This window comes from Virgibacillus sp. CM-4, from assembly GCF_000445495.1.
Classification (GTDB): domain Bacteria; phylum Bacillota; class Bacilli; order Bacillales; family Amphibacillaceae; genus Virgibacillus; species Virgibacillus salexigens.
In genome coordinates this window covers 934,588-959,334 of sequence record NZ_AUQA01000002.1, presented here as the reverse complement: position 1 = coordinate 959,334, position 24,747 = coordinate 934,588, and the positions used below count along the sequence as shown (strand labels likewise).

Below are 24,747 nucleotides of genomic sequence, written 5' to 3'. Positions count from 1 at the left end.
TTCCTTCGTTTAAAGCTTTGTTATTTAAATGGGAAAAGGGGAACTTAAATTGAAAAAAATTACACCAGTTATTATTGTTAGTTCTTTAGATGTTCAACGAGGTGGCGTAACGAAAGCTTCCATAAAACGTGCTAATCTTCTTGCTGAACATCACAAAGAAGTTATTATAATAACTTTTCTTTATCAGCAAAATCATAACCAAATTATTCAGCAGCTCTATAAACAAAAGATTTTAAATAAAAAAGTTACGGTATATAACTTCTTTGAAGACTTAAAACCTAATAAAAGTACTAGAAAAAAGAAAAGGCAAGATCAAAAAGTAGAAGAAAAGGGCTTTTTACATTTTCCGGTAGAGGATAAAAAGACAGAGCCATCATACCGGTATTATAAAGATGGTTTATATGTTAAATATAAAAGGTTTAATCCAAATGGTTCCTTGAAGTTTATTGATTATATGGATGAAAGCGGGAAAAGAAAACGGCGGGAAGAATTCAATGGAGATGGTCTCTTAGTAAGAACGAGATATATGGATAATGTTAACAATAAACCTCGATATGACCAGTACTTTGATAATAAAGAGGAATGCTTTTTAAGTGTACATGTAAATCCGAAAACTCAAAAAGAGGGAAGGGTAGTAACTTTTTTTGATAATCCAAGAGAATATTCTTCCATCTACGATTGTCATTTAGGATGGTTGAATACTATCTTAAATAATTATGAATATCCTGTAGTATCTAGTGAACTGAGAAGGTTTACGAAATTATTAGTGAATGTTGAACATGAGAATATAAAGAAAATAGAAGTATTGCACACAAGTCATTTGAGTAAGCCTTACAGTAATATAAATAACATCAAACCAGGCAGTCATTTTCTTTTTGAAAATGCCAAATATCTTGATAAAGTAGTATTTTTAACAAATGAGCAAAAACAAGACGTAGAATCTGTATATGGTAAACAGGAAAACTTTACAGTTATTCCTCATTCAACATATATAAAAGATGAAAATATATTAAAAAGTACAGTTCCACAAGACGCAAAGCTTGCAGTAACCTTAGCCAGATATCATGAGGATAAACGCCTTGATGAAGCTATCCATGCTTTTAAGTATGTGATAGAAAAGGTACCTGAAGCCAAATACTATATCTATGGATATGGTGAAATGAAAGATCAATTACAAACGTTAATTAACAAGCTTGGATTACAGAATAATGTCTATTTAAAACCTTTTACAAGCAGCCCACAACAAGCATACAAAGAAGCAGCCTGTTCCATTTTAACTTCAAGGCAAGAAGGATTTGCGATGGTGATAACAGAAAGTATGGCAGTTGGAACTCCGGTAATTGCATATAAGATTAAATATGGACCAAGCGATATAATTACAAACGGGACGAACGGGTCTCTAGTTGAAGAAGGTAATAGAGAAGAACTTGCACAAAAAATAATTAAAGTAATGCAAGATGAGGATTTTCGTAGTGAATTGTCTTCAAATGCATTGGATGTAAATGAAAGATTTAGTGAGGAAAAATATAGAAGGAATTGGCTTGAATTATATCAATAATTAAATTAAGAACCTACTAATTTATTGTAATCCAGTTACGTTGCAGCTAAGTAGTCCGCATCCTTATGTGGGCTACTTAGCTTTGTAGTATACATTGTACATACTAGAACAAAAAGATATTTGCTAATAAAAAATTTTCCCCATATAATATTGTTAGTCAGCCACAGAGAGGAGCCTTACTTGTAACATGGTTTTGGATAATATGAAAAATAACCAAATTATTAACTTTACGCTTCATGATAATATCTATAATTTCACAATAGCGATTAAAGATCGTCTGCTACAAGAGGTAGAAGAATATTACTTTATACTAGAAGAACGTTATAATAATAAACAATTACGATTGAATTTTTCTAAATTGGAAGCGGTGCAAGAGTTTGTCATATTTGAATGTACCATCCCTTTTAATGACTATCGACAAACCTTTTTTGAGAATAGTATTTGGGATCTATACTTTGTTCGCAAAAACGATGAAGAAGATATCAAGCAAACTAGAGTAAAGAGTAATTATGAAAATATTCGTTTTTTAACTACAGTACTAGAAGAAGAAAAGAAAATGTTCTATCCTTACACTACTCGAAATGGGAAAATATCATTTAGGATAAATGATTTTATTTTATATTCAAAGTTTGAAACAGTTAATTTAGTCAATGATACATTTTCTTTTTCAGGATACTTTAATTTTCCGCCGTATTATAAAACAAATGAAGTTCAAATTACGAACCTTAAGTTAGTAATGACAAGTAATCTGGATGAAGAAGACATCGAATTACCTATAGAGCGGTTTAAAAGAGAAGATTTAGTCGAACAATACGAAGGCAATTCAAATATATCGAATACTGGTATCAAAGGCCAATGTAATTTAAAGGATTTTATAAATGAAATAGACAATAAACTATATTTAAAATTTTATTTGGTAATGGACTATAAATATAAAGGTCAGAATTATGAAGTGAAAAGTACTAGAATACGGGTTAATCATCTTGAAAATAGAGCTACGAGGCAAATTATTAATTTGCAAAACCAAAAAGTCAAAATTGTTGTAAAGCCTACAAAGAAGTCAAAATATTTATCAGTTCAGGTATCAAAGTATAATTTGAAGAATGAAGTGATTCGAAATATGAAAAAGAAATGGGTCAAAATAAGAAGAAGTAGAAAACTACGGGTAATATATAAAAAGGCTTTTTCATTGATCTCAAAATTGCCAAGAAAGAAAAACACAATTATCTTTGAAAGCTTCCATGGCAAACAATTTAGTGATAGCCCAAGAGCAATATATGAATATATGGCAGCAAATAATATGAATTATGATATGTACTGGAGCATGGATAGGCGACATGAACAGGTCTTTAATGACAGGGATGTACAAGCAGTCAGAAGATTTTCGATAAAGTGGCTATTATTAATGGCAAGAGCGGAATATTGGGTTTCTAATAGTCGTTTGCCTTTATGGATTCCAAAACCAAAACATACGAAATATTTACAAACGTGGCATGGAACCCCTTTAAAACGGTTAGCTGCGGATATGGATGAAGTTCATATGCCTGGTACGAACACAACAAAATATAAGGAAAATTTCATCAAAGAAGCAAGCAAATGGGATTTTTTAGTTTCTCCAAATGCTTACTCAACGGTAATTTTTAAACGAGCATTTCAGTTTGAAAAAAATGTTATTGAATCGGGATACCCGAGAAACGATTTTTTAATCAATTCGAATAACCAAGAGAGTGTAAATAACATAAAAAAAGTAGCAAACTTACCTTTAGATAAAAAAATAATATTGTACGCCCCTACATGGAGAGATAACCAGTTCTACTCAAAAGGGAAGTATAAGTTTGATTTACAAATGGACTTAGACCGAATGAATGAACAACTTGGTGATGAATATATTATTGTATTAAGGCTTCATTATTTGGTAGCTGAAAATTTAGATTTGACAGGGTATGAAGGTTTTGTCTATGATTTTTCCCATCATGAAGATATTAGAGAACTTTATTTAATTGCTGATTTATTAATTACAGACTATTCTTCTGTGTTTTTTGACTATGCTAATTTGAAGAGGCCAATGCTTTTTTATGTGTACGATATAGAAGATTATCGGGATAATTTAAGAGGTTTTTACTTTGATTTCGAACAAAAAGCACCGGGACCTTTAGTGAAAACTACAGAAGAAATTATTAACGAAGTATTAGCAATAAAGGAAAATGGTTTTATCCCTTCAACAATCACAGAGGAATTTTATAACAGGTTCTGTTATCTAGAGGATGGCCAAGCGAGTAAAAGAGTGGTAGAAGATGTCTTTCAACAATAGCTCAAAAATCAGGCCTTTATTGCAGGCCTGATTTTTCATTGTGTTTTATAATTATTACTTGTATAATTTAATAACGTAAAAAGTAGACAGTATATTTTATACTCTGAAAGGATATACGTATGAAATCTGCATTGAAGGTTATGAAGGAGCAAATAGAAAACTTCTATCTGATTAGAAGGCTTTCTATATATGAATTAAAAAATAAAAACAAAAATAATTATTTAGGCATACTATGGGAAATATTTAACCCAGCAATACAAATCGCTATTTACTGGTTTGTATTTACAACACTTAGAAGTAGAGAAGGCATCGTATTGGCTGATGGCCGGGAAATTGATTTCTTCCCTTGGCTGTTAGCGGGTTTCTTTCTTTGGATATTCTTCTACCAAGGAACCATCCAAGGATCGAAATCCATTTACTCGCGTCTCAAGATGCTGTCCAAAATGAATTTCCCGATGAGTATTATTCCAGGGTATGTTATTTTTTCCCAATTTTATGTCCATCTTATCATGTTAGGGATTTCAATTATCCTGTTAAATAGTATGGGAGAATATGTTTCCATCTACTATCTACAATTGATTTATTATATCTTTGCAGCAATCGCTTTAATCTTTGCTTTATCTTTAATAACTTCAACATTATCGACGATTGTTAGGGATGTTCATATGTTACTTAATTCTGTACTTCGAATGTTCCTTTATGTATCAGGTGTCTTGTGGCCATTAAGTATAGTTGGCGATGAGTTTCCAGAGATATTAACGATTTTAAAATTAAATCCACTCTATTATCTAATTGAGGGGTACCGAGCTGCTTTATTTGGTACGGAATGGCATTTTATTACTAATTGGGAATACAGTTTAATTTTCTGGGTATTCGTAATTGTACTATTCATGTTTGGCTCTATGTTACATGTTAAATTTCGTAAACATTTTATTGATTATTTATAAAGGCTTGTGATCTCGTATGGAAAAGGCAATAGTTGCAAAAGGCATTAAAAAAAAATACAAGTTATATAATGGTTCTCGAGAACGGTTGTTGGATCTGTTAACTCCTAAAAGCTATGGGGAAGATTTTTATGCGCTTAATGGAGTAGATTTTGAAGCTGAAAAAGGAGACATTATTGGCTTTGTCGGTGTAAACGGATCTGGTAAGTCAACATTATCCAATATTTTAGCGGGTATCGTTCCAGAAACTGATGGTAACGTCGATATTTCAGGAGAAGTTGCGTTAATAGCTGTTTCTGCTGGTTTGAAAAATGATCTTACGGGCAGGGATAATATTGAACTAAAGTTATTAATGCTTGGGTTCAGTAAAAATGATATTAAAAAGCTTGAACCAGAAATTATTGAATTTGCAGAATTAGAAAATTTTATTGATCAGCCTGTGAAATCCTATTCAAGCGGAATGAAATCAAGACTAGGTTTTGCAATTTCTGTTACCGTTGATCCTGATATTCTAATTATTGATGAAGCCTTATCCGTTGGTGATAAAGCTTTCGCAGAGAAAAGTTTAAATAAAATGAAAGAATTTAAAAAACAAGGAAAAACCATGATTTTTGTAAGTCATTCTATTGGTCAGATGAAGCAGTTTTGTGAAAAAATACTTTGGCTAGAATATGGAAAAGTGAAAGATTTTGGTCCAGTAGAAGAAGTAATACCAAAGTATGAAGCGTTCCTAAATAAATGGAAAAAAATGTCCAAAAAGGAAAAAGAAGAATATAAACTTTATCGAATAGACCCCTTAGCGGAAGATACTAACGATTCTGATGAAAATCAAGCAATTATTGACGAACATCATCCTTTTGAGAATAGAGGAAAATTTATTATCCAACCTATATCAAAGATAGGGCATATAAATGCTAATCGTTCATTTATTTATTCTCATCTGTCTACGAATAAACAAGATAGAGTTCCCTCTGAGGACTATAAGAATTGCGTATACTATATAAAAAGAGAAGCGAAATTTAGCAATAGCGTTTTTTATTTACTAAGTAACGAGCCGAGTGGTGAAAAAGGAATAGTAGGTTGGATGAAAGCAAATGATGTCAATAGTAAAGATGAAGTATTAATAGATTCTGATAAAAAGCGGTACTCTATAATGGGGGCTGGCCAGGCTTTTGAACGCCCATGGGGTGGTAAAAGGAACTTAGTCTATGATGATCTTGGATCGTTTAGAGGAAAAGAATTTGTTGTAAATCGAACGATTAAAATAGGGAAAAACCTTTGGTATAATGGTATCCTAGAAGGGAATAGCGTCTGGATACATCAGCGTTTTTTAGAAGATATAAAATAAGGGATAATCTATGAGAGCGTTGTTCTCTTTGATTTGCCCGCTATAAAACCCAAGCAGCTAACTTTATCCAAAGTCAGCTGCTTGGGTTTTGTTATGCTTTCGTTTGTGAGAATATTTCCGGGTTATTAGAAAACACACCATCTACACCATAAGAGACTAATTCATGATACCTTTCTTTTTTGTTCACAGTAAATGGATATACCTGATAACCATTGGCATGGCATTGTTCGATAAAGTGCTGATCCGTATAGACATGATTTGGGTGAATACTTGTAATGTTTAATCCACTTTGCTTCGCATATTCCCAAGGGTTGAGGATTCGATAGTAAAACAACATTCCTAAAGGTACACTTGGAACGACTGTTTGTATGTTTTTTAAAGCGACATGATCAAACGAGGAGATCACTATATTATTAAAACGATTATGTTCCGATAAGCAATGGATGAGTCGTTCTTCAATCTTGTTGTAAATAACAGGAATGTTCTTGATTTCAATATTTAAGAAGATATCATTTGGGCAATCCTCTAATACTTCATCAAGAGTTGGTATGGTAACCGCGCTGAAATTGTCCCCGAACGAAGCACTAACATCTATTTGCTTTAATTCTTCTAACGTGACATCAATGATTCGCTGATTGGCTGATGGGTTGAACCGTGATAATTTATGGTCATGGCAAACAACAAGATAGTTATCCTTCGTAAGTTGAACATCTAGTTCAATCGCCTTTGCGCCATGTACTAATGCCTGTTGAAAAGCAGGTAATGTATTTTCAGGTGCCTCTGTTAACGAACCTCTATGTGCAAAATTTAATGTCATTTGTCCATCTCCCTAACTTTTTCGTAGTGAAAGTATAACATAGATCATGTGTCTCTCGAATCTTTAAACCGATGAACAAGCAGCTTTGTTACTCCGATGATAATAGGCTTATTATAAGCCAAAAACAGGATGATGGACAATCCAGTAAGCAAGCCTAACTCTCCTGTTCCTACAAAGTAAGGTGCTAGGATTGCGACGAACAACAGTGGGAATAGAATCAGCATATCTTTTCGATTTAAGCGAATTGTAAAATACGGCCGACAAGTATGTACACGAATAATCCAGGTGATAAAAAATGCAATTACCGTGGACCAAGCAGCTGCGTATAAACCGATAAAATGAATAAATAAAATATGGATGAGAATATTTACGATTGCACCGATGATGGAAGTAATAAATATAACGTTGGTCTTTTTGGCACCATGAAAGCCAGCACTCCAAAACAACGAGAAAGCGCTAAACATCGTTCCTACTAATAACAAGCCTGTGTATTGCCATGATTCAATGAACTTTTCTGAGATAAAGATCGAAAAGATTGGCTTGGTGAGAAGGGTTATACAAATAACCGATGTAGCAAGTAAGCGGAAGAAATGCTGAAATACATTCGTATAATAATTATCTTTATCGGATTCATTAAAATAAACAATGGCACTGTCCTTCCAAGCTAAGTTAAATACCGTACTGATCATAATAAGAATTGCAGGGATTTGGTTTGCGACCGCATATAGACCATTGAAATCAATGCCTAAGAAACGTACAATAATAAACCGATCAGAGGCATTCATCACCCACCAACTTATTGCTCCAGGAATAATTGGAATAGCGTAGGCTAAAAAGGATTTAATTAACGATTTCGAGTAGGTTTGAAGAGATAAAAACCGATGAAAACGCATCAATATCCAGGCGAGAAGGATTGCTGCCATATTAGCAAGAATATAAGCATAGAAGAACGCTTCGATACGCATCTGAAATCCAAATAAGAATAGGAGAATAAGCAGGATATGTATCGTTGTTTGTAACAATCCAAGTAAAGCAAATAAGATATTGAAACCTAGTCCTCTAGCACATTGCTGCATATAGCTATTGATAATAACAACATTAATTAATAGTAAGGTTAGCATTCCATAGGGAATGGAAATAAATGCAAGGCATATGAAAGCTAGGATTGTGAAGCAAAGCAGGTTTCGTACTAAAGCAATGGTACCACTCGTAATAATCTTTATTTGTTGTTGTTTATCTCTTTCAACAATTAACCAACGATAGACAGCTGAAACCAATTCAAAGCTAATAAATGGAGCTAGCAAACTGGAAGTAGTAAGGACTATGTCCCATGTTCCGTATTCTTCCGTGGTGAAATAATGTGTATAAACTGGCAGCATGAAAAAAACAAGTACTTTCGAACCAAACGTAGCAATACCATATAACATTGTATCTTTTGCTAGTTTTTCTCCTTTGGCCATGATAACCAGTCCTTTACGTCTTGGTTTTTAAATACGAATCTAGTTGGAAAAATTGTTTACCTGCCTTAGAAATTTGATTCGAGATATCAACTGTATTCGTGTTTACACTCTCATAAACATTCTCCGCTTTTAAATTCTTTAAGCCATCGAAGGTAGTATAGCTCCCTTGAAAATTTATGTCGTTTAAAATATTCGTCATTTTACTGCTATAAACGATTGGAAATACAGGTTTTTGAAATAACCAGCCTAATATCATGGAGTGAAACCTTGTAGCCACAATAAAAGCCGATGATGAAAGGAGCGTTAAAGCTTCTTCCAATTTATATTGATAATAGAAGGTGCGAATCTGATTTTTCTCATCATCTGATAACAAATGGATAATGCTGTTGATTGCTTCATGGTCTCGTTCATAACCACAGAAGGACATCAACGTTACAGTATATCCTTGAATCATAAAATAACGCGCAATTTCACTTACCTTGTTATAGTAAATAGCATCGTATCCACGCAATGATGACCTAATCGATGGCTTTATTACGGAAATAATAACCGACATCATTGACGCTGTTTTTGTATCCGTTGTTTCTAACTGAAAAGCCATATCTGTAGCAACTCTAACATTAGGTAGATCATTAAATAATGTATACGAATACTGATCGCGAAAGCAGATATCGGTGAATTGTTGAAATAATTGATGATACTCCATTAGGAAAGCCTGATCTGAATGCGGACCAAAGTTCGCCCCTAATAAAAAGAAAGGCTTCTCCTTTATATACATTGCTTTTACTTGTTTCATTTGCCTTTTCCAGTCAGCATGTTGAATAAACAATGAACCACCTGCATAAACGACTGCATCACATTCCCTTGATAGGAAAGCAGAGAGTAGTTGTTGCTGATTCATCTTTGTTGCTAGCCAATTTCCTCCACGAAAAAAAAGCGAATCACGTGGGATAATGTTCAAATTCTTTAATTTTAAAAATGTCTTGTCATAGTCACGAGGGGCAAGTAAATGGAAGGTTGTATTTGGGTAGCGATCACAAAGGATTTTGATGAATAAATCATCTCCTAAATTATGTTGGGTGTAAGCATAAAGCATGATATTGTTCATAAACAACCTCCTCAGTAACTGGTGTTTCCTAAATTATTTGCTGGACATGGTAGTTACTCATGTTTTACCTTCTTTACAATAGTAGATAGTACCCGTTGCTGATGTTGGAGAAATGGCTTAACTCGAAAAAAAGCATAGAGCCCATAGGTAGCTCGAAAGCGAATTAACATACTTACTAACCGTTTTTGAGATGTTCCTCGAAAATACTTCATGTCGACATTTCGTTTGGCGGTAAGAAGTATGTCATCCATTTGTTCTTTTTTTCTATTGCGAGGCATCGAGTTATCTGGATGAAACAGATTGGTCAAGGCATTAATAATACTATTCGCATAAATTTCGCCTATGACTTGCTGATTTTTTGTCGTTAACGCCCTTTTCTCTCTTAGAAACCGAGTGACTTCTTCTAGTAGGCGCTGTTGTTCTTGAAGATAGTCTTTACGGTATCTTCGAGATAGGGAATAGGAATCTTTCATTAGATATTTATAAAGCGTATCACCAATGATATGAATATGCTTGCAATGACGCAAGTAGTCTAAGTTAAATAGCAAATCTTCTCCATTTGATAGTTTATCCGTAAAAGATAGCTGATGTTCGCGTATGATATCGGTACGGTATAATTTGTTGCAGGGAGATGGTAGGATAATTTGTTTATATAACTCACCAATATGAGTAAGATACCTATTATTTTTTAACATGCCTTCGATACATGGTGTATATTTTTTTCGGCTTGTTTTTGTTGTGATTGCTTCATAACCACAAATGACAAGTTCGCATTTCTTGTTTGACTTCATCGCTTGCACGAGTTTTTTAGTCATCATGGAATCGATATAATCATCTGCATCAACAAATTGTATATACTCTCCATTAGCTTCTCGGATACCTCTATTTCTCGCTTGAGATACACCTGTATTTTCTTGATGAATGACATGAATGGATGCATACACTTCCGCCAATTTATTACATAAATCTTTACTGTGATCTGTTGAGCCATCATTAATTAGAATGATTTCAATAGGATGATACATTTGTCCTAAGATACTCTGGACACAAGGGAACAAGGAATGTTCTGCATTATAAACAGGAATTATGAAGCTTACTAGTTTCGGTGTAATCATATTCATCGACTCCTAAAAGCAAAAGTGGAATAGCAAGATAAGATATCACAGATGGTGCAAAAAGGACGTGACCTGCTAAAAAAGCTATTCCAAGACTTAGACCAATGATGACGAATAGAAAGAGATGTTCTACGGTTAGAGCGAAGGAAAGGAGTAATTGTTTCCCTAAGATGATGATAGGCAAGAGAATAAAACTACTTGCTACCACTCCAAAACTAAAGAATAGATCAAAGAAGTCCATCTCAACTAATTTTGGCTCCTTCTGATAATCACCCGCGTATCCAAGCCCAAATAGTTTTCGGAAGGTATTTGCTTCCATATAATCCGCTTTTATTTCTACAAAAAAGATATCCCTGGAACTGAGCACTTTATGAAAAAAAAGTGCCGTTTTGGAAGAAGTTGCCTTTTCTTCAGTGGTATCTATTTCTAGTTGATCTTCTGGAAGTCCGTATCCAGGCTGCGTATTTGTCCCCATTGGGGTATACGGAATGAGACAAAAAAATAGGATGAGAATAACGAATAAGGCAGAAGCATGTATATCTTTCCAGATTTGTAATTTTAATCTCCATAGATGATAGATAATGAGCATACTAATTAGGATCAAACCACCTAAGAAGGCAGTTTTTGTGCCAATCATTGGTATCATGCTTAATAGAAGTAGATAAGCAATCCATGAAGATAATTGTTTATTGTACACGAGGTTGATACTCAATATTCCGAATAAAATAAGGATAATGACACTTAGTTCATTTGCTGAAAAAAACCATCCAGAATGACCAGAAGTATAATATCGATAGCTGTCCATACTTGTATTGGTTATAATGGCCAACCAATAGGAAAGTCCAACAATAAAGCTAGCAATGGTTGTAGCTTTGTATAAGTCATGTTTATATAGCGACTTTTTTTGAATGACATAGATGGTGGCAAAAACAATTACGATGAAGTAACTTGCCTTTAAGTAGAAATAAAACTCGGAGAACCATATAAAATTTGGTTTCGTAAAAACATTTAGAAAAAAACTAATTCCTATTCCTAAGAAAGCAGCAGATAAAAAGAAAAGTAATTTTTTATCTGTGCGATAAAAAATAACGAACAGTGAAATGAATAATACCATCATAGTGAATGCTCGAAAGAAAGCACCGATGGATATTGGGAATTGTGGTGTGAATGATGTTAACAAATCGATAATCGGTTGTATGATAATTAGCACAAAAATGAGTTTATTTCGCGTATAAGCATCTATTTTCATATGATTTCCCCTGAATTTTAATTCCTTCGTATACAATTATTGACACGATTTCTGTTTATATTCACTTCTGATTATAATTTCCACCACACTTGGTTATATTGAGTTACTAGTAAACATCGAGGGTGGATAATTCATGAAAATATTACATTTAAACGCTGGAAATGAGACAGGCGGTGGAATGTACCATATCTTAAATTTAATGAAGGAATTTAATAACGAGCAGTTTGTACTTGGGGTAATGGAAGACGGAGAATTATTAAAGCGTGCCAATGAATCAGGTATTCAAACTGTTCATTTTTCTTGCAATTCCCGATTCAGCATTCCATTAATACACAAAATGAAATCGTATATCCAACAAGAACACATTCATTGTATACACACACATGGCCCAAGAGCCAACGTTTACGCAAATATATTAAGGAAGATTGTACCATTTCAATGGGTGGTTACCATACATAGTAATCCATTTTTGGATTTTATGGGAAAGGGAATGTATGGAAAGTTACTTAGCAAATTAAATGTTAATGCGATGAGACAAGCTGATAAATTAGTTGCTATTTCTCATCCTTTTAAAGATTTCTTAATTGATGCTGGCATTGATGAAGCAAAAATTGTTATTGCACTAAATGGAATTGATTTTACGCATCATGTCGAATGCAATTATCGCAAACAAGATTTTGGGATAGCAGAGGATGATTTTGTCTTCTTAATGGTAGCAAGACTAGAGGAAGTAAAAGGGCATCATTTTGCCTTGGAAGCATTTTCCGAAGTGTTGAAGTCAGCTGGTAACTGTCATCTCATGCTAGCTGGAGAGGGTGCTCTGCAACAGCAGCTAGAAAAGATGGTTACTGAACTTGGGATCACAGATCACGTTCATTTTTTAGGTTATCGTAATGATATTGAACATCTTTATCAGTTGGCAGATGTAACGTTGCTTACTTCTTTAAGTGAAAGTTTTCCACTTGTATTATTAGAATCAGCAAAAGTAAAAACACCAGTTATTTCGACAGATGTTGGAGGTGTTAGTGAGTTAGTTGTAGATAAGTCTGTTGGCTGGAGAATTAAGCCTGGGAATACAAGGGAGTTAATTGCGGCAATGAATGATGCATTATTTTTTTATAAACGGGGTATGTTACGATTAATGGGAGAAAAGTTATACAATCATGCTTCCGCCAAATTTACATTGGAGATTTTTGCCGAAAACATTTATAATGTATATCGAAGCATGAAAAAAAGTAACTAATTATCGTGACGTATAAATTTGTTTTAAATGAGGTGGGCTACATGCTTGAAATAGCATTGCTAGCCTGTCTGACCCTGTTATTTTCACTCATAATAACTCCAATTATTATTAAATTCTCAAAGAAATTAAATGCAACCGATAAGCCAAATGTTCGAAAAGTTCATAAAGCACCTATCCCGACATTGGGTGGTTTAGCAATTTTTATTAGTTTTTTACTGGGGTTACTTATATTACAGCCAACAAGCACTTATCATTTCGCTATTATTATTGGGGCTTTTCTTATTATTGTATTAGGATTTTTTGACGATATTACTGATTTATCGGCAAAATTCAAATTTATTATACAAATTGGGATCGCCTGTATTGTCGTTTTTGGTGGGGGGTTACATATTGAGTTTGTAAATCTCCCGTTTGGAGGCCAAATTGAATTTGGTTTTATGAGTTCATTGATAACAGTATTTTGGATTGTTGGGGTGACTAACGCTATCAATCTGATCGATGGTCTAGATGGGCTGGCAGCTGGTGTATCAGCAATTGCATTATTTACTATTGCAGGAATGGCAGTATCCATGGGTGATGTGTACGTAGCAACGATGGCGCTGATATTGTTTTTTAGTATCGTTGGATTTCTTCGTTACAATTTTTATCCCGCAAAGATTTTTATGGGGGATACAGGTGCCTTATTTTTAGGCTATATGATAGCTGTACTCGCGCTGTTAGGGTTTAAAAATGTGACCATAATTTCATTTATTATACCAATATTTATCCTAGCAGTTCCGATTTCGGATACGCTTATTGCGATTATTAGAAGATATGTAAACAAACAGCCGTTATCTAGTCCAGATAGTTCGCATTTACATCATCGATTATTACACATGGGGTTCTCGCATAAACATACAGTACTGTTTATTTATGCTTTAAGTACGATGTTTAGTTTAGCGGCAATACTATTTTCCATGACTACGGTATGGGGGTCAGTAGCTATTTTTGCAGTTGCTATGCTGGCACTACAAGCATTGATTGAGAATTTAGAGTTGATTAATAGCAAATATAAACCATTAACGAATTTTTTCAAAGCGCTTAAACATAAACCATAAAATTAACCCTTCTGGTAAATTACCAGAAGGGTTTTTGATATTTATTGTGTTCCATCATTGGAAACAGAATCTTCTGTTTCTGAACTTTGTTCATTCGATTGATTATTTGAATCCGTTAAGGAACTGTTTGTTGAGATGTCCAAATGCCGCTTCAGTGTTTCTTGAGTTTCTTCTAAGGCTATGTCATCTAATTGCCAGTAATAGGTACCGTTTGGTTGGTAATCATGCCCTTCTAAGGTCATGGTTTCAAAATCAAGATTCTTCCCTTTGGTACCATAGGAGATAAAGCTTTTCATCTCACTAAACGTCATATTCGTAGTCATATTGCTGCCAACTGCTTCCAGTACATCATCATATTTCATTACAGAATCAAGCGATATTGCCTTATTTATTACTGCTTTAATAATTTCTTGCTGTCTTTTTCCGCGTTCGATATCGCTATCTAATTTCCTTGTACGCGCTAATGCAAGGGCTTCTTCCCCATTAAGCTGTTGTTCTCCTGGTTGTAAATGGATAGCTCCAGCTTCGTCCTTTGAATTCTGTTCGTGTAATTCATATGGAACATCGACAGTAACCCCTTCAACAGCATTAACCACATCAATGAATGCTTCAAAATTAACCTTGACATAATAATCAATTGGAATATCTAATAATTCTTCCACTGTTTTTGTTGTTGCTTGGGTTCCACCGTATGCATGAGCATGATTAATCTTTGTTTTATAACCAACTTCTGGAATATATACATAGGAGTCACGTGGAATACTTAGTAATTTAACACTTTTGTCATCTTTATTTAATGTAGCTACCATTAATGTGTCTGACCGAGCATTATCTGCATTATTACGCAGATCACTTGCATCCACCCCCATTATTAGTACAGAGACATTGTCTACATTGGGGTCGACTTTGCTTTCTCTTAGATCGGATTTTTCTCTACCATCATCTTCATAGGAGTCAGATAGAACGCTATCCGCTTTTATATATAAATAAGATGCATAACTAGCTACTCCTAGAAAGACGAGGATAAGCGGCAATAGTATAAAGTATGCTCTTTTTCTTAATTTTCTTTTCTTTCTTCTAACAACTCTTGTGCGCGTTGTTTTATTAGACATTTTCATATTCACCCTTAAATAATTAATAGAAAATCGAAATATATAATGGTAATATTAAACAATAATAAATGATAATTTTCTTGCTTTTTTTTAAAACTAAGTTTAATTTTACTACGAATATGTGTATTCGTAAATAACATGTATATTACAATTCTGTAAGCTCTATTGAATAGACGTTTATCGCACATGAAAGGTTGCATAGGAATGAAGCATTTTGAGAGTACCGTTACAATTATGGATATTCCCTTTATTAATACAACGAGGGATGAATTTGTAACCCATCACTTAATCCCTCATTTAAATCGCCAACAGAAGTGTTTTGTAGTAACTGCAAATCCAGAAATTGTTATGAAGGCAAGAGAAAACGATTCGTATCGACAAATTATACAGGCTGCCAATTATATCGTTCCGGATGGTGTAGGCATATTAAAGGCAGCTCAATATCAGCGGCAGCCGTTGCAAGAACGGGTTACTGGATATGAATTAACGCTTGACTTATTAAATTATGCGAATGAACAAGGGCTAAGCTGCTATTTTTTAGGAGCGAAGGAAGAAATTAATTATAAGGCTGTATCTGAAGTAAAAAAAACTTACCCCAATATTACAATTGCAGGACACCATCATGGCTATATCGATATTGAGGATGAAACATTTGCTCAATCTATTAAGGAAAGTCAACCTGATATGATCTTTGTAGCATTAGGTTCACCAAAACAAGAGCAATGGATCGTAAAACATAAAGATAAATTTGATAAAGGATTATTTATGGGAATTGGTGGTGTCTTTGACGTATTAGCGGGAGAGGTGAAGCGTGCTCCTCAAATGTGGGTCGATCTTAACTTGGAATGGTTGTATCGATTGTTAAAGCAACCATTTCGCTTTAAACGAATTCTAACAGTACTGGAATTTATGTTGCGAATTTACTCGAGAAGGTATTAACTAAGCGTGGCTTTTCACTAGCCACGCTTGTTTTTATTAATTGTTCGTAGTTGAATTAGACATTGCCTCATCCGTTGTACTATTGTATTCTGATTGTTCAGCATTTGAAGTGGACAGGTCTAAATGTGTCCGTAATTCATTCTCGATCGCTGTTCTACTCGTTTGATCTACTTGATAATACCAGAGACCATCGTCTAATTTTCCACCGGTTCCTTCAAAGTTAACAGTATTCATTACTAGATCCGTATTCATCCCGTAACTCATAAAACTTTTCATTTCATCAAAGGAGAGATTGGTCTTTAAATTACTTCCAACTGCTTGAATAAGATCGTCTAGTTTAAAAATAGAAGATGCAGAAGCGGCTTCTTTTACAATGGTTTTAATAATTTCTTGTTGTCTTTTACCACGTTCAACATCACTATCATATTTACGGCTTCTTGCAAGTGCTAGTGTTTCTTCCCCATTTAATTGTTGGAGGCCAGGGCTTAACTGAATGGCATTTTGATTATCATTCGAATCCATTTCCCTCATTTGAAAGGGCACATCATATTCAATTCCACCTAAGGAATCGACTACTTCTATAAACGCTTCAAAATTTACTCGAAGATAATAATCAACAGGTATATTCATGAATTTTTCCACAGTCTCCATCGTTTTCTTCGGGCCACCAATAAAATGGGCATGATTAATCTTGGTATAACCGTATTCTGGAACATTAACATAGGAGTCTCGGGGGATACTAAGTAATTTCACGCTGTTTTCTTCTTTATTAAATGTTGCTAATAATAATGCATCCGATCTGCTTTTTTCATTGTATCCTCTGTTTTCACTGTCATCTACCCCGATAATAAGCACGGATACATTATCTTCAATTGGATTTACAGCTGTATGACGCAATTGGGATTGTTCATTTTCTCGACCGACTTTTTGATAGGAGTCATCTGCAGTATCTTGTGCAGTAGAATAAATATGATATCCATAGGAAAGAACAGCTATTATAATTAGTGTGAGGGGGATTCCCGCATATATGAGCAGTTTTCTTCGTTTGCGTCTCTTCTCCTGTTTTCGCTTCCCCATTCGTTGATTTTCGACAAACACTATGTTTACACCTCATCTATTATACTAATCATTATTTTACTATTAAAAATTCTATTCGTAAATGCAAAAGTATTTTGAGAATTTGCCACTTTACGTTAACTTCTTTCGATTGTAAGGCTAGAGGGAGGTGATTACATGGCGAGTTCTCAATTAACCAATTCTTCATTGTGGTTGGTCTTTGACAATGGTATCAATGAAAGCACAGGAAAAATGGTTACCAAAACAAAGAGCTTTAATAATGTCAAAACTGTTGCAACTGCGGAACAACTTTATATCATCGCTGAGGCTTTTACTAACCTGCAACAGTTACCACTTGAGGTGGTTGAACGTAAAGACACATCGGAAATTTTGGCAGAATAACGGAAAAAACCAAAAGGGAAGGGGGAATCAAGTTGAAAAAGCTCGAATTGAAGTTTGAAAATGTGGAAGGTAAAACAGTCACGTATAGCATTGATCATCCAGTTGAGCCAGCTAATTCCGTTGATGTGAATACAGCAATGGAACAGGTCATTGCTCAAAATGCGTTCACTTCAAGTGGGGGAGATCTTGTTGCAAAGAAGAGTGCAAGAATTGTTGAGCGTGTTGTAGAAGAAATTGATCTTGACGTATAAATGAATGCATAACAGGTAGACCGGTGGCTTGGCTTCCGGTCTATTTTATTAAAAAGGAGGAGAATAAGGGCATGGAGACATGGGTCCCATTTATGACGGAAGTGGGTTTTCCAATTGCGGTAACTTTCTATCTGTTGCATCGTATTGAGGGGAAATTAAATGTTCTAATTGAATCCATTCATGCATTGCCAGATCGTTTGAAATAATAAAAGGAAAGCATTCTCACTAATGTACCCTCTATTTTCTTCAAATGGGGGTACATAGTGTTATTATTGGGGTTTTAAAAGATAAACAAACGTTTGAACAACTATTATTTGTACTAGTAAAATAACATGTTAATTATCATTTAGGTTATAGGTAAAGAATGACATAGAGATAAAAAATGACATATTTACGGCTTTATTTAAACAAAGTAAGCTAGCTACATAATACATTAAGGTAGGGGGATATTATGTCGGAAACGCTAATTTTTTATGATCCTTTTTTTCCTTTTGATGGGGAACGGCCAAGCTCATATTTCTTATATCAACTAAAGAAAACGAGTACAGTCGTAAACGCATGTTGTTTAAAGGAAGCTTTTGATAATAATAAAGTTACTTGTTTTATTAACTTACATGGTTCCTATTTTCCAAAACAAGCTTGGAAATCAATTTATACCTATTTTAAGTCTGGAAATGGATTCATTCACTTGGGAGGGATCCCCTTTCGAATTCCTTGTATTATCAAAAATGGAGAGTGGCAGAAGGAAGCAGAGCAGACTGCTTATCATCAGCAACTGAATATTCATGAAGCCTTAAGCGTTCGTTCGGAAAATGTGAAAAAATTAGCATATAACCAAAATATTCCGATATTTAAGGGTAAAGATACATTATTTTCAATTCAGGATACATACAATTTTATCTTACATGTTACCAAGACAAGCTCCATTCCTGCAGAAATGGGTTCAGCCGGACCAATGGATGCAGGTATTTACCCATTGGTTCAAGGAGTTACGAGCAATGGTAGAAATGTTACTGCTCCTAGTGTATTAATTGAAAACACAAATGGAAGTTTTGCAGGCGGTCGATGGATATTTATCAATCAAAAAATACAAAAACAATTTTGGACTGAATTAGGCTTCGAATTATTGGAAGATTTAATTTCCTATTCGAATAGGAAGGTAACCGAATTTCATTTAAAAACGAACTACGCTTCTTATGAGAATGGGGAGCGTCCGATTGTTTATTTACAATCGCAATCATTTATCGAGGGTGCGATAGCATGGACCACGTCATTTAAGATCTATAAAAATAATGAACTTCTATATTCTAAGTTTATGAGAATTAATGTTACGGAGCTGCAAAGAAATCATTCATTTATACTCCCCATCGATATAGAACCTGGTTTGTATGAGCTAACCTGTATTACTGAGTCAGAAAAAGGGGAGACAAGAGTTCTTCAACAAGGTTTTTGGGGAATGGACAAGCGACTCTTAGCAGAAGGGGAACCATTAACTTGTGAGCGTGACTATTTTATAAAAGATGGACGACCAATGCCAATTGTAGGAATGACATATATGACATCTGATGTTGCTCGTTATTACTTATTTTTACCGAACCCACATATGTGGGATCAGGATATGGCCCATATGAAGCGTGCTGGTATCAACTATATTCGGACAGGATTATGGACGGGATGGCGCCATATGATGTTTATCGATGGGCACATGGATGAAGGAATTTTACGTGCTATAGATGCATTCATCTTATGCGCAAAGAAACATGAATTAGAAGTAACATTCACGTTCTTCACTTTCACTCCAGAAGCATGGGAGGGTGATAATCCATATTTAGACCCTAGAAGCATTCATGCGCAAAAGCGATTTATTACCTCTATTGTATCCAGACATATTGAAACGACGAATATTAATTGGGATTTGATTAATGAACCGTCTTTGTTTGATCCGAAAAGGCCATTTGCAGGACCTAAGTCGCTGCATGATTCATTTGATCGGAAGAATTATCAAGCATGGCTAAAAAATCGTCATCGGTCCATTAGTAAGCTTCGGGAAAGGTGGAATGTAACCGAAGAAGATTTGCCTTCTTTTCAAGCAATCGATCCTCCCGAATCGTCAGAAATCAATTTCAGTATTCGAGATATGATAACTGGAAAAAGGGGGATGAAGTGGTTAGATTATACGTTGTATACCATGGATATGCATAATAATTGGGTACGGGAATTAACATATTCGATTAAACAACTAGCAACCAATCAACTTATTACGGTAGGTCAAGATGAAGCACTAGGGGGAATTAGGCCTTCTCCTCTATTTTATAGTGATTCTGTTAATTATACGACGAATCATACATGGTGGCTTTTGGATGACCTGATTTGGGATGGGATTTTCTCAAAAACACTTACGAAACCTAACCTTATTCAGGAAACTGGAATTATGTATGTTGAAACCCCTGATAATCGTGCTAAAAGAAGTGAAGAAGAACTAAGAAATATCTTAGAGAGAAAATATGCATATGCTTTTTCGACCGGTGGCGCAGGTGCAGTTCAATGGCTGTGGAATACAAATTATTATATGAATAATATTAATGAGTCAAATATTGGGGCAATACGAGCTGATGGTACTGAAAAACCAGAAGTAAATGTATCCTATGATTTTGGCGAATTCATAAATAATATCAGAGATCTTTTTAAAAAAAGAAAATTAGAAGATATTGTAGTTGTATATCCATATTCCAACGATTTTTCCAATCGTAGATTTTCTGTACAGTCAACGACAAAATTAACGCGAACATTAGCTTATGAAATGAATATTCCATTTCGAGCTATTAGTGAATATCATTTATCGGAATTAACGACGGCTATTCCTAAATTAATTATCGTACCAAGTCCACATAATTTTAGTACAACGGCACTTAATCAAATCGTAGAGATTGTTAAAAATAATGAAGTCAACTTGCTATTTACAGGGCCAATTAATATAAATGCTTATTGGAAGAATACCGAACGAATGATGGCTACAGTAGGAGAAACAACAATAACCAATCTTGTCCGGGAAGAAGTCTTTCAACTAGAAGGAAAGCAGTATTTTGCTGCCTTTGGAAAAGACAGAATTGCTGAATCCATGAAAGAGGTGAATACAGAGAAATACACCAATGATGTAAATACGTATCAAATGGGAAAAGGGAGATTATTTTGGTGTGGATTACCAATGGAATTAAATGAACGCAGCGAACCATTAGCTGCATTGTACTCCTATGTTATTGAACAAATTGGGATTTCTCCTGAATTCTATTGGAAAGAAGGTGATTTCCCAGGGATTTATGGAAGAAAGTTATCGTTTGAAACCGGAAATTTATTTATATTTGTCTCTGAATTCTCTAGGGATGTGAAAGTTGCCATTACGGACCAATTAACAAAACAAAACTATTCATTCCTATTGCAATCAGAACGTATCGTGATGTTTTCTACAGACAAAAACGGTCAGATAATATCGGTATATCGGCCGAAAGAAGTGGCTGTATCAACGGGAATCTAAAGGAAATGATGGAATAAGACTTAATTTCTGATAATTAAGTCTTATTTTTAAATATGTTAATAAATGAGAAATTTTGTATGATATAATAATGGAGAAAACCTACTAATTTACCTTTAGCAAAGTATTTTTCTAAACATAAAAGAAAGCGTTTTCAAAAAGGGGGGATAAATTGATGCTCTTACATGGTTTTATAAAGCTACTTTATGATTTTGGTAACTGGTTGTATAAAGTTGCTTACTTACATTTTCTATGGCTTCTATTTACAGCGTTAGGTTTCGTTATATTCGGTATTACACCAGCTACTACTGCTCTGTTTGCAATACTACATAGTTGGTTTGAAAGGGATATTGATAAGCCAACCATGAAACATTTTTTTAGCATTTATAAAGAAAAATTTAAAGTAAGTAATGGTTTGGGGGTCGTCTTATTATTAATAGGAGGATTTCTATACTTTGATATCTCCATTTCTCATGATTACATTCAATCCTTTTATTTACATAGTCTATTATTAATTATTAGTTCTTTTTATATTATTATACTTCTATACATTTTCCCTATCCTTTCACGCTATAACCTAAAGTTTCACCAATACGTCAAACAAGCCTTTCTAATAGCTTTGGCACAGCCGTTAGAAACAATAGCAATGATTATTAGTTTAATATTACTCTTCTATTTTTTTAGTTATCTACCAATCATGTTATTTTTTGCGGGTTCATCAATAATTGCTACTCCTCTGATGTGGTTAGCCAAACGGGCATGTGTACTAGTAGAGAAGAAGCAGACGAATGAATAGGCAGGGGGGGAAACGATGTGGAGAAATAGGAATAAATCCCGTTTGTTGTATAAATATATTATATCCTATCTGCTAGTATTTCTAGTGCCTTTTCTAATTATGAGTATGATCATTTATTATAATTCAGTTGCAAACTTACGGGAAGAAATAGAACAAGCTAATATCAATAAATTAGAGCAAGTAGAAAATATAACAAATGAACGCATGAAAGAATTAGAGACATTAGCAGCTAGAATCTCTTATGACCCAAGGCTAACCCCTTATATGTTTAGCCATGATTATTATAGCGGGGAAGCAATTGATGAATTGAGGAAATACAAAGCCAACAGTTCTATTATAGAGGAGTTATTTATTTACTATCATAATAATGAACGAATTTATTCTACTAGTGGTTCTTATTCATTTGATGCTTTACTAAATAATAAATATCATTTTAATAAGTGGGAAAAGAAAGATTTCATGAATGATTTACATACACCATTGCCCTTCATAAAGCCAATAAAACATGTAGTTATCAATGATGATGAACATAAGAATATGATTGCCTATTTGTTTCCAATAGCCCCTGGAAACCCTAGTCCATATGGAACGGTCATGTATTTAATTAAAGAAAGTAACATGACAGATCTAATAGAAAATATTTTAGGTGATTTTAAAGGGAATGCTTATATTGTTAATGAAGATAACCAAGTAATTGCTTCTAGTATTAATGATGACTTCATTCAAGAGAATGAAGTTGACTTCGATTCCGTAAGAAAGCATGGCATAAGCAGTTTAGATGTAAATGGGAAAGATTATTCTATTGTATCGGTAGAATCAGAAATAAGTAATTGGAAATTCATTACGCTTATGGATACCAATCAATTTTTTAAACGTCTGGATAATACGACCCTACTAATCTTAGGGATGCTTATCATTCTACTAATAATAGGTTTTATACTGGCTGTTTTAATCGGGAAGAATCAATACAAACCAATTCGAAATATTGTTGAAATTACGAGGAAGGGAAAAAACGGGAATAGAGAGTTCGAAGGTAGGAATGAACTAGAAACCATTAGAAAAACTATTACCAGTGCATTTGAAGATCATCAAACATTGAACGAAACGATGTATATGCAAAAACCATTTGCAAGGGATCAGGTTTTTGTAAAGTTATTAAAAGGAAGTATTTCAAATAATGGTGAAATTGATGTCATCTTAGATGCACTGCATATACACATGGAGCAAGGCTACTATTTTGTCGGTATCGTATATTTCGATAAGGGGTTGTTTAAAGAAGGAAATATAAAAGAAAGAGAAAAACTTTTTGGGAAATTATCCAATTTATCATTTGATAAAGCCAGTGCTCATGGTATTGATTTACTTTATAACGATGCCATGGCAATGATTATTAGTATGGATAGAAACATAAAAGACCCTAGTGAGCAGCAAAAGAAACTTATTTTAGAAATGCAGCAATATATGAAGAATTTCACTATAAAGGAACCTACGATAGGAGTAGGGACTGTATATACAAAGAAGTCTCAGATTAACCGCTCCTATATAGAAGCTTTGGCAACGATAGAGTATAAATTTATAAATCCGCCAGGTAGTGTAATTTACTTTGCAGACATCAGTGTGGAGACTGAACAGTCGCTTGGCTATCCAAAGGAAGAACAAATAAAGCTGATTCAAAGTATTAAACAAGGAGATAAAATAGTCGCAATTGAAACGTTGCATCAAATTTTTTCGAAACTAGCTCATAATGACTGCTCTATACAGGTGCTAAAATGTATTTGTTTTGATGTAATTAATACGACCGTTAAGACAATCTCTGAAATTGGTTTAAGTCATTTAATAAAAGATTTTAACCGTATTGTCGACTTTCATTCGATGGAACAGCTGCATCAAAAGCTTGAAAGTTTAGTTGTTGAAATTTGTCATGAAGTAGAGAGGAAGAAAAAAAGTCATAATGACCAATTAAGAAATGATATTTTAAACTATATAAATGAAAATTATCAATTATATGAGCTGTCATTGGAGAATGTAGCACTTGAATTTAAACTATCTGTATCTTATCTTAGTAGGTTTATAAAAGAACAAACTGGAGCTACATTCACACAGTATGTACAAGAATTACGGATGGAGAACGTAAAAAAACAGTTAAAGGAAACACAACATCCAATAAAGGATATTGTGGTAGCAGTAGGGTATAAAGATGTAGCTAATTTCACACGCAAATTTAAGAAGTTAATAGGTGTTACTCCCGGCGAGTATCGAAGATTAAATCAGTAATAAATGAATTCTTATAAGGTTATTTAATTGCAGTAACTTTTCTCTTGTGGGGATTGGAAGTGGTGTAGAGATATCGAGAGGTCAATGATTTTAGCTCAAAAGAGGATAATAGCTCTATGCACTGGGAGTATACCCAGT

At 34.1% G+C, this 24,747-nt stretch carries 20 protein-coding genes and 1 pseudogene; 14 read left to right on the top strand and 7 right to left on the bottom strand.

Annotated elements, in window-relative coordinates; translation table 11 throughout:
* Window positions 1–49: 49 nt before the first annotated feature.
* From M948_RS28060 to M948_RS43970, 5 genes and pseudogenes are all read left to right on the top strand, one after another.
* Entirely contained in the window at window positions 50–1,558 is a 1,509-nt protein-coding gene (locus M948_RS28060) for a glycosyltransferase (protein ID WP_021289744.1), read from the top strand.
* Between the two features lie 187 nt (window positions 1,559–1,745).
* Entirely contained in the window at window positions 1,746–3,869 is a 2,124-nt protein-coding gene (locus M948_RS43915) for a CDP-glycerol glycerophosphotransferase family protein (protein ID WP_021289743.1), read from the top strand.
* A 119-nt stretch (window positions 3,870–3,988) separates the two neighbouring features.
* Window positions 3,989–4,816: an ABC transporter permease gene (locus M948_RS28050; protein ID WP_021289742.1), complete on the top strand. Its 828-nt coding sequence runs from the start codon at window positions 3,989–3,991 to the stop codon at window positions 4,814–4,816.
* Window positions 4,817–4,832: 16 nt separating this feature from the next.
* Window positions 4,833–5,591 (top strand): annotated as a pseudogene (gene tagH / locus M948_RS43975) (teichoic acids export ABC transporter ATP-binding subunit TagH); the annotation flags it as partial.
* Between the two features lie 9 nt (window positions 5,592–5,600).
* Window positions 5,601–6,161, top strand: a complete 561-nt coding sequence (locus tag M948_RS43970) for a GW dipeptide domain-containing protein (protein ID WP_234448051.1) — start codon at window positions 5,601–5,603, stop codon at window positions 6,159–6,161.
* Between the two features lie 91 nt (window positions 6,162–6,252).
* On the opposite strand, the gene M948_RS28040 is transcribed toward M948_RS43970, so the two are convergent.
* Genes M948_RS28040 through M948_RS28025 form a run of 5 tightly spaced genes read right to left on the bottom strand, consistent with a single transcriptional unit; the run spans window position 6,253 to window position 11,910 of the window.
* Window positions 6,253–6,978: a glycerophosphodiester phosphodiesterase gene (locus M948_RS28040; protein ID WP_021289740.1), complete on the bottom strand. Its 726-nt coding sequence runs from the start codon at window positions 6,976–6,978 to the stop codon at window positions 6,253–6,255.
* Between the two features lie 44 nt (window positions 6,979–7,022).
* Window positions 7,023–8,438, bottom strand: a complete 1,416-nt coding sequence (locus M948_RS28035; protein ID WP_021289739.1) for a lipopolysaccharide biosynthesis protein — start codon at window positions 8,436–8,438, stop codon at window positions 7,023–7,025.
* A 13-nt stretch (window positions 8,439–8,451) separates the two neighbouring features.
* Window positions 8,452–9,546 carry a polysaccharide pyruvyl transferase family protein gene (locus M948_RS28030; protein WP_021289738.1) on the bottom strand — a complete coding sequence of 365 codons (1,095 nt, stop codon included), beginning with the start codon at window positions 9,544–9,546 and terminating at the stop codon, window positions 8,452–8,454.
* Window positions 9,547–9,599: 53 nt separating this feature from the next.
* Window positions 9,600–10,661 carry a glycosyltransferase family 2 protein gene (locus M948_RS0121675; protein ID WP_021289737.1) on the bottom strand — a complete coding sequence of 354 codons (1,062 nt, stop codon included), beginning with the start codon at window positions 10,659–10,661 and terminating at the stop codon, window positions 9,600–9,602.
* Window positions 10,618–11,910: an O-antigen ligase family protein gene (locus M948_RS28025; RefSeq protein ID WP_021289736.1), complete on the bottom strand. Its 1,293-nt coding sequence runs from the start codon at window positions 11,908–11,910 to the stop codon at window positions 10,618–10,620. Before M948_RS28025 ends, M948_RS0121675 begins: the two co-directional genes overlap by 44 nt.
* Before the next feature lie 133 nt (window positions 11,911–12,043).
* Between M948_RS28025 and M948_RS28020 the strand changes: the two genes are divergently transcribed.
* A complete protein-coding gene (locus M948_RS28020) occupies window positions 12,044–13,153 on the top strand; it encodes a glycosyltransferase family 4 protein (protein ID WP_021289735.1) in 1,110 nt (369 codons plus the stop codon).
* Window positions 13,154–13,194: 41 nt separating this feature from the next.
* Complete coding sequence (locus M948_RS28015; protein ID WP_021289734.1) at window positions 13,195–14,250, top strand: glycosyltransferase family 4 protein; 1,056 nt, start codon at window positions 13,195–13,197, stop codon at window positions 14,248–14,250.
* Between the two features lie 41 nt (window positions 14,251–14,291).
* On the opposite strand, the gene M948_RS28010 is transcribed toward M948_RS28015, so the two are convergent.
* Complete coding sequence (locus tag M948_RS28010; RefSeq protein ID WP_021289733.1) at window positions 14,292–15,362, bottom strand: LCP family protein; 1,071 nt, start codon at window positions 15,360–15,362, stop codon at window positions 14,292–14,294.
* Window positions 15,363–15,566: 204 nt separating this feature from the next.
* Between M948_RS28010 and M948_RS28005 the strand changes: the two genes are divergently transcribed.
* Entirely contained in the window at window positions 15,567–16,301 is a 735-nt protein-coding gene (locus tag M948_RS28005) for a WecB/TagA/CpsF family glycosyltransferase (protein WP_021289732.1), read from the top strand.
* Between the two features lie 36 nt (window positions 16,302–16,337).
* Here M948_RS28005 and M948_RS28000 read toward each other — a convergent pair whose 3' ends face one another.
* Entirely contained in the window at window positions 16,338–17,399 is a 1,062-nt protein-coding gene (locus M948_RS28000) for an LCP family protein (protein WP_021289731.1), read from the bottom strand.
* Between the two features lie 135 nt (window positions 17,400–17,534).
* On the opposite strand from M948_RS28000, the gene M948_RS27995 reads away from it, so the two are divergent.
* From M948_RS27995 to M948_RS27975, 6 genes are all read left to right on the top strand, one after another.
* Window positions 17,535–17,759 carry a DUF1659 domain-containing protein gene (locus M948_RS27995; RefSeq protein ID WP_021289730.1) on the top strand — a complete coding sequence of 75 codons (225 nt, stop codon included), beginning with the start codon at window positions 17,535–17,537 and terminating at the stop codon, window positions 17,757–17,759.
* A gap of 32 nt (window positions 17,760–17,791) precedes the next feature.
* On the top strand, window positions 17,792–18,010 hold the full coding sequence (locus tag M948_RS27990) for a DUF2922 domain-containing protein (protein WP_021289729.1): 219 nt from the start codon (window positions 17,792–17,794) through the stop codon (window positions 18,008–18,010).
* A 71-nt stretch (window positions 18,011–18,081) separates the two neighbouring features.
* Complete coding sequence (locus M948_RS42750; RefSeq protein ID WP_021289728.1) at window positions 18,082–18,216, top strand: YvrJ family protein; 135 nt, start codon at window positions 18,082–18,084, stop codon at window positions 18,214–18,216.
* Between the two features lie 245 nt (window positions 18,217–18,461).
* Window positions 18,462–21,542 carry a beta-galactosidase gene (locus M948_RS27985; protein ID WP_021289727.1) on the top strand — a complete coding sequence of 1,027 codons (3,081 nt, stop codon included), beginning with the start codon at window positions 18,462–18,464 and terminating at the stop codon, window positions 21,540–21,542.
* A 172-nt stretch (window positions 21,543–21,714) separates the two neighbouring features.
* Entirely contained in the window at window positions 21,715–22,335 is a 621-nt protein-coding gene (locus M948_RS27980) for a YesL family protein (protein WP_021289726.1), read from the top strand.
* Window positions 22,336–22,350: 15 nt separating this feature from the next.
* Entirely contained in the window at window positions 22,351–24,609 is a 2,259-nt protein-coding gene (locus tag M948_RS27975) for a helix-turn-helix domain-containing protein (RefSeq protein WP_021289725.1), read from the top strand.
* The last annotated feature ends 138 nt before the right edge of the window (window positions 24,610–24,747 follow it).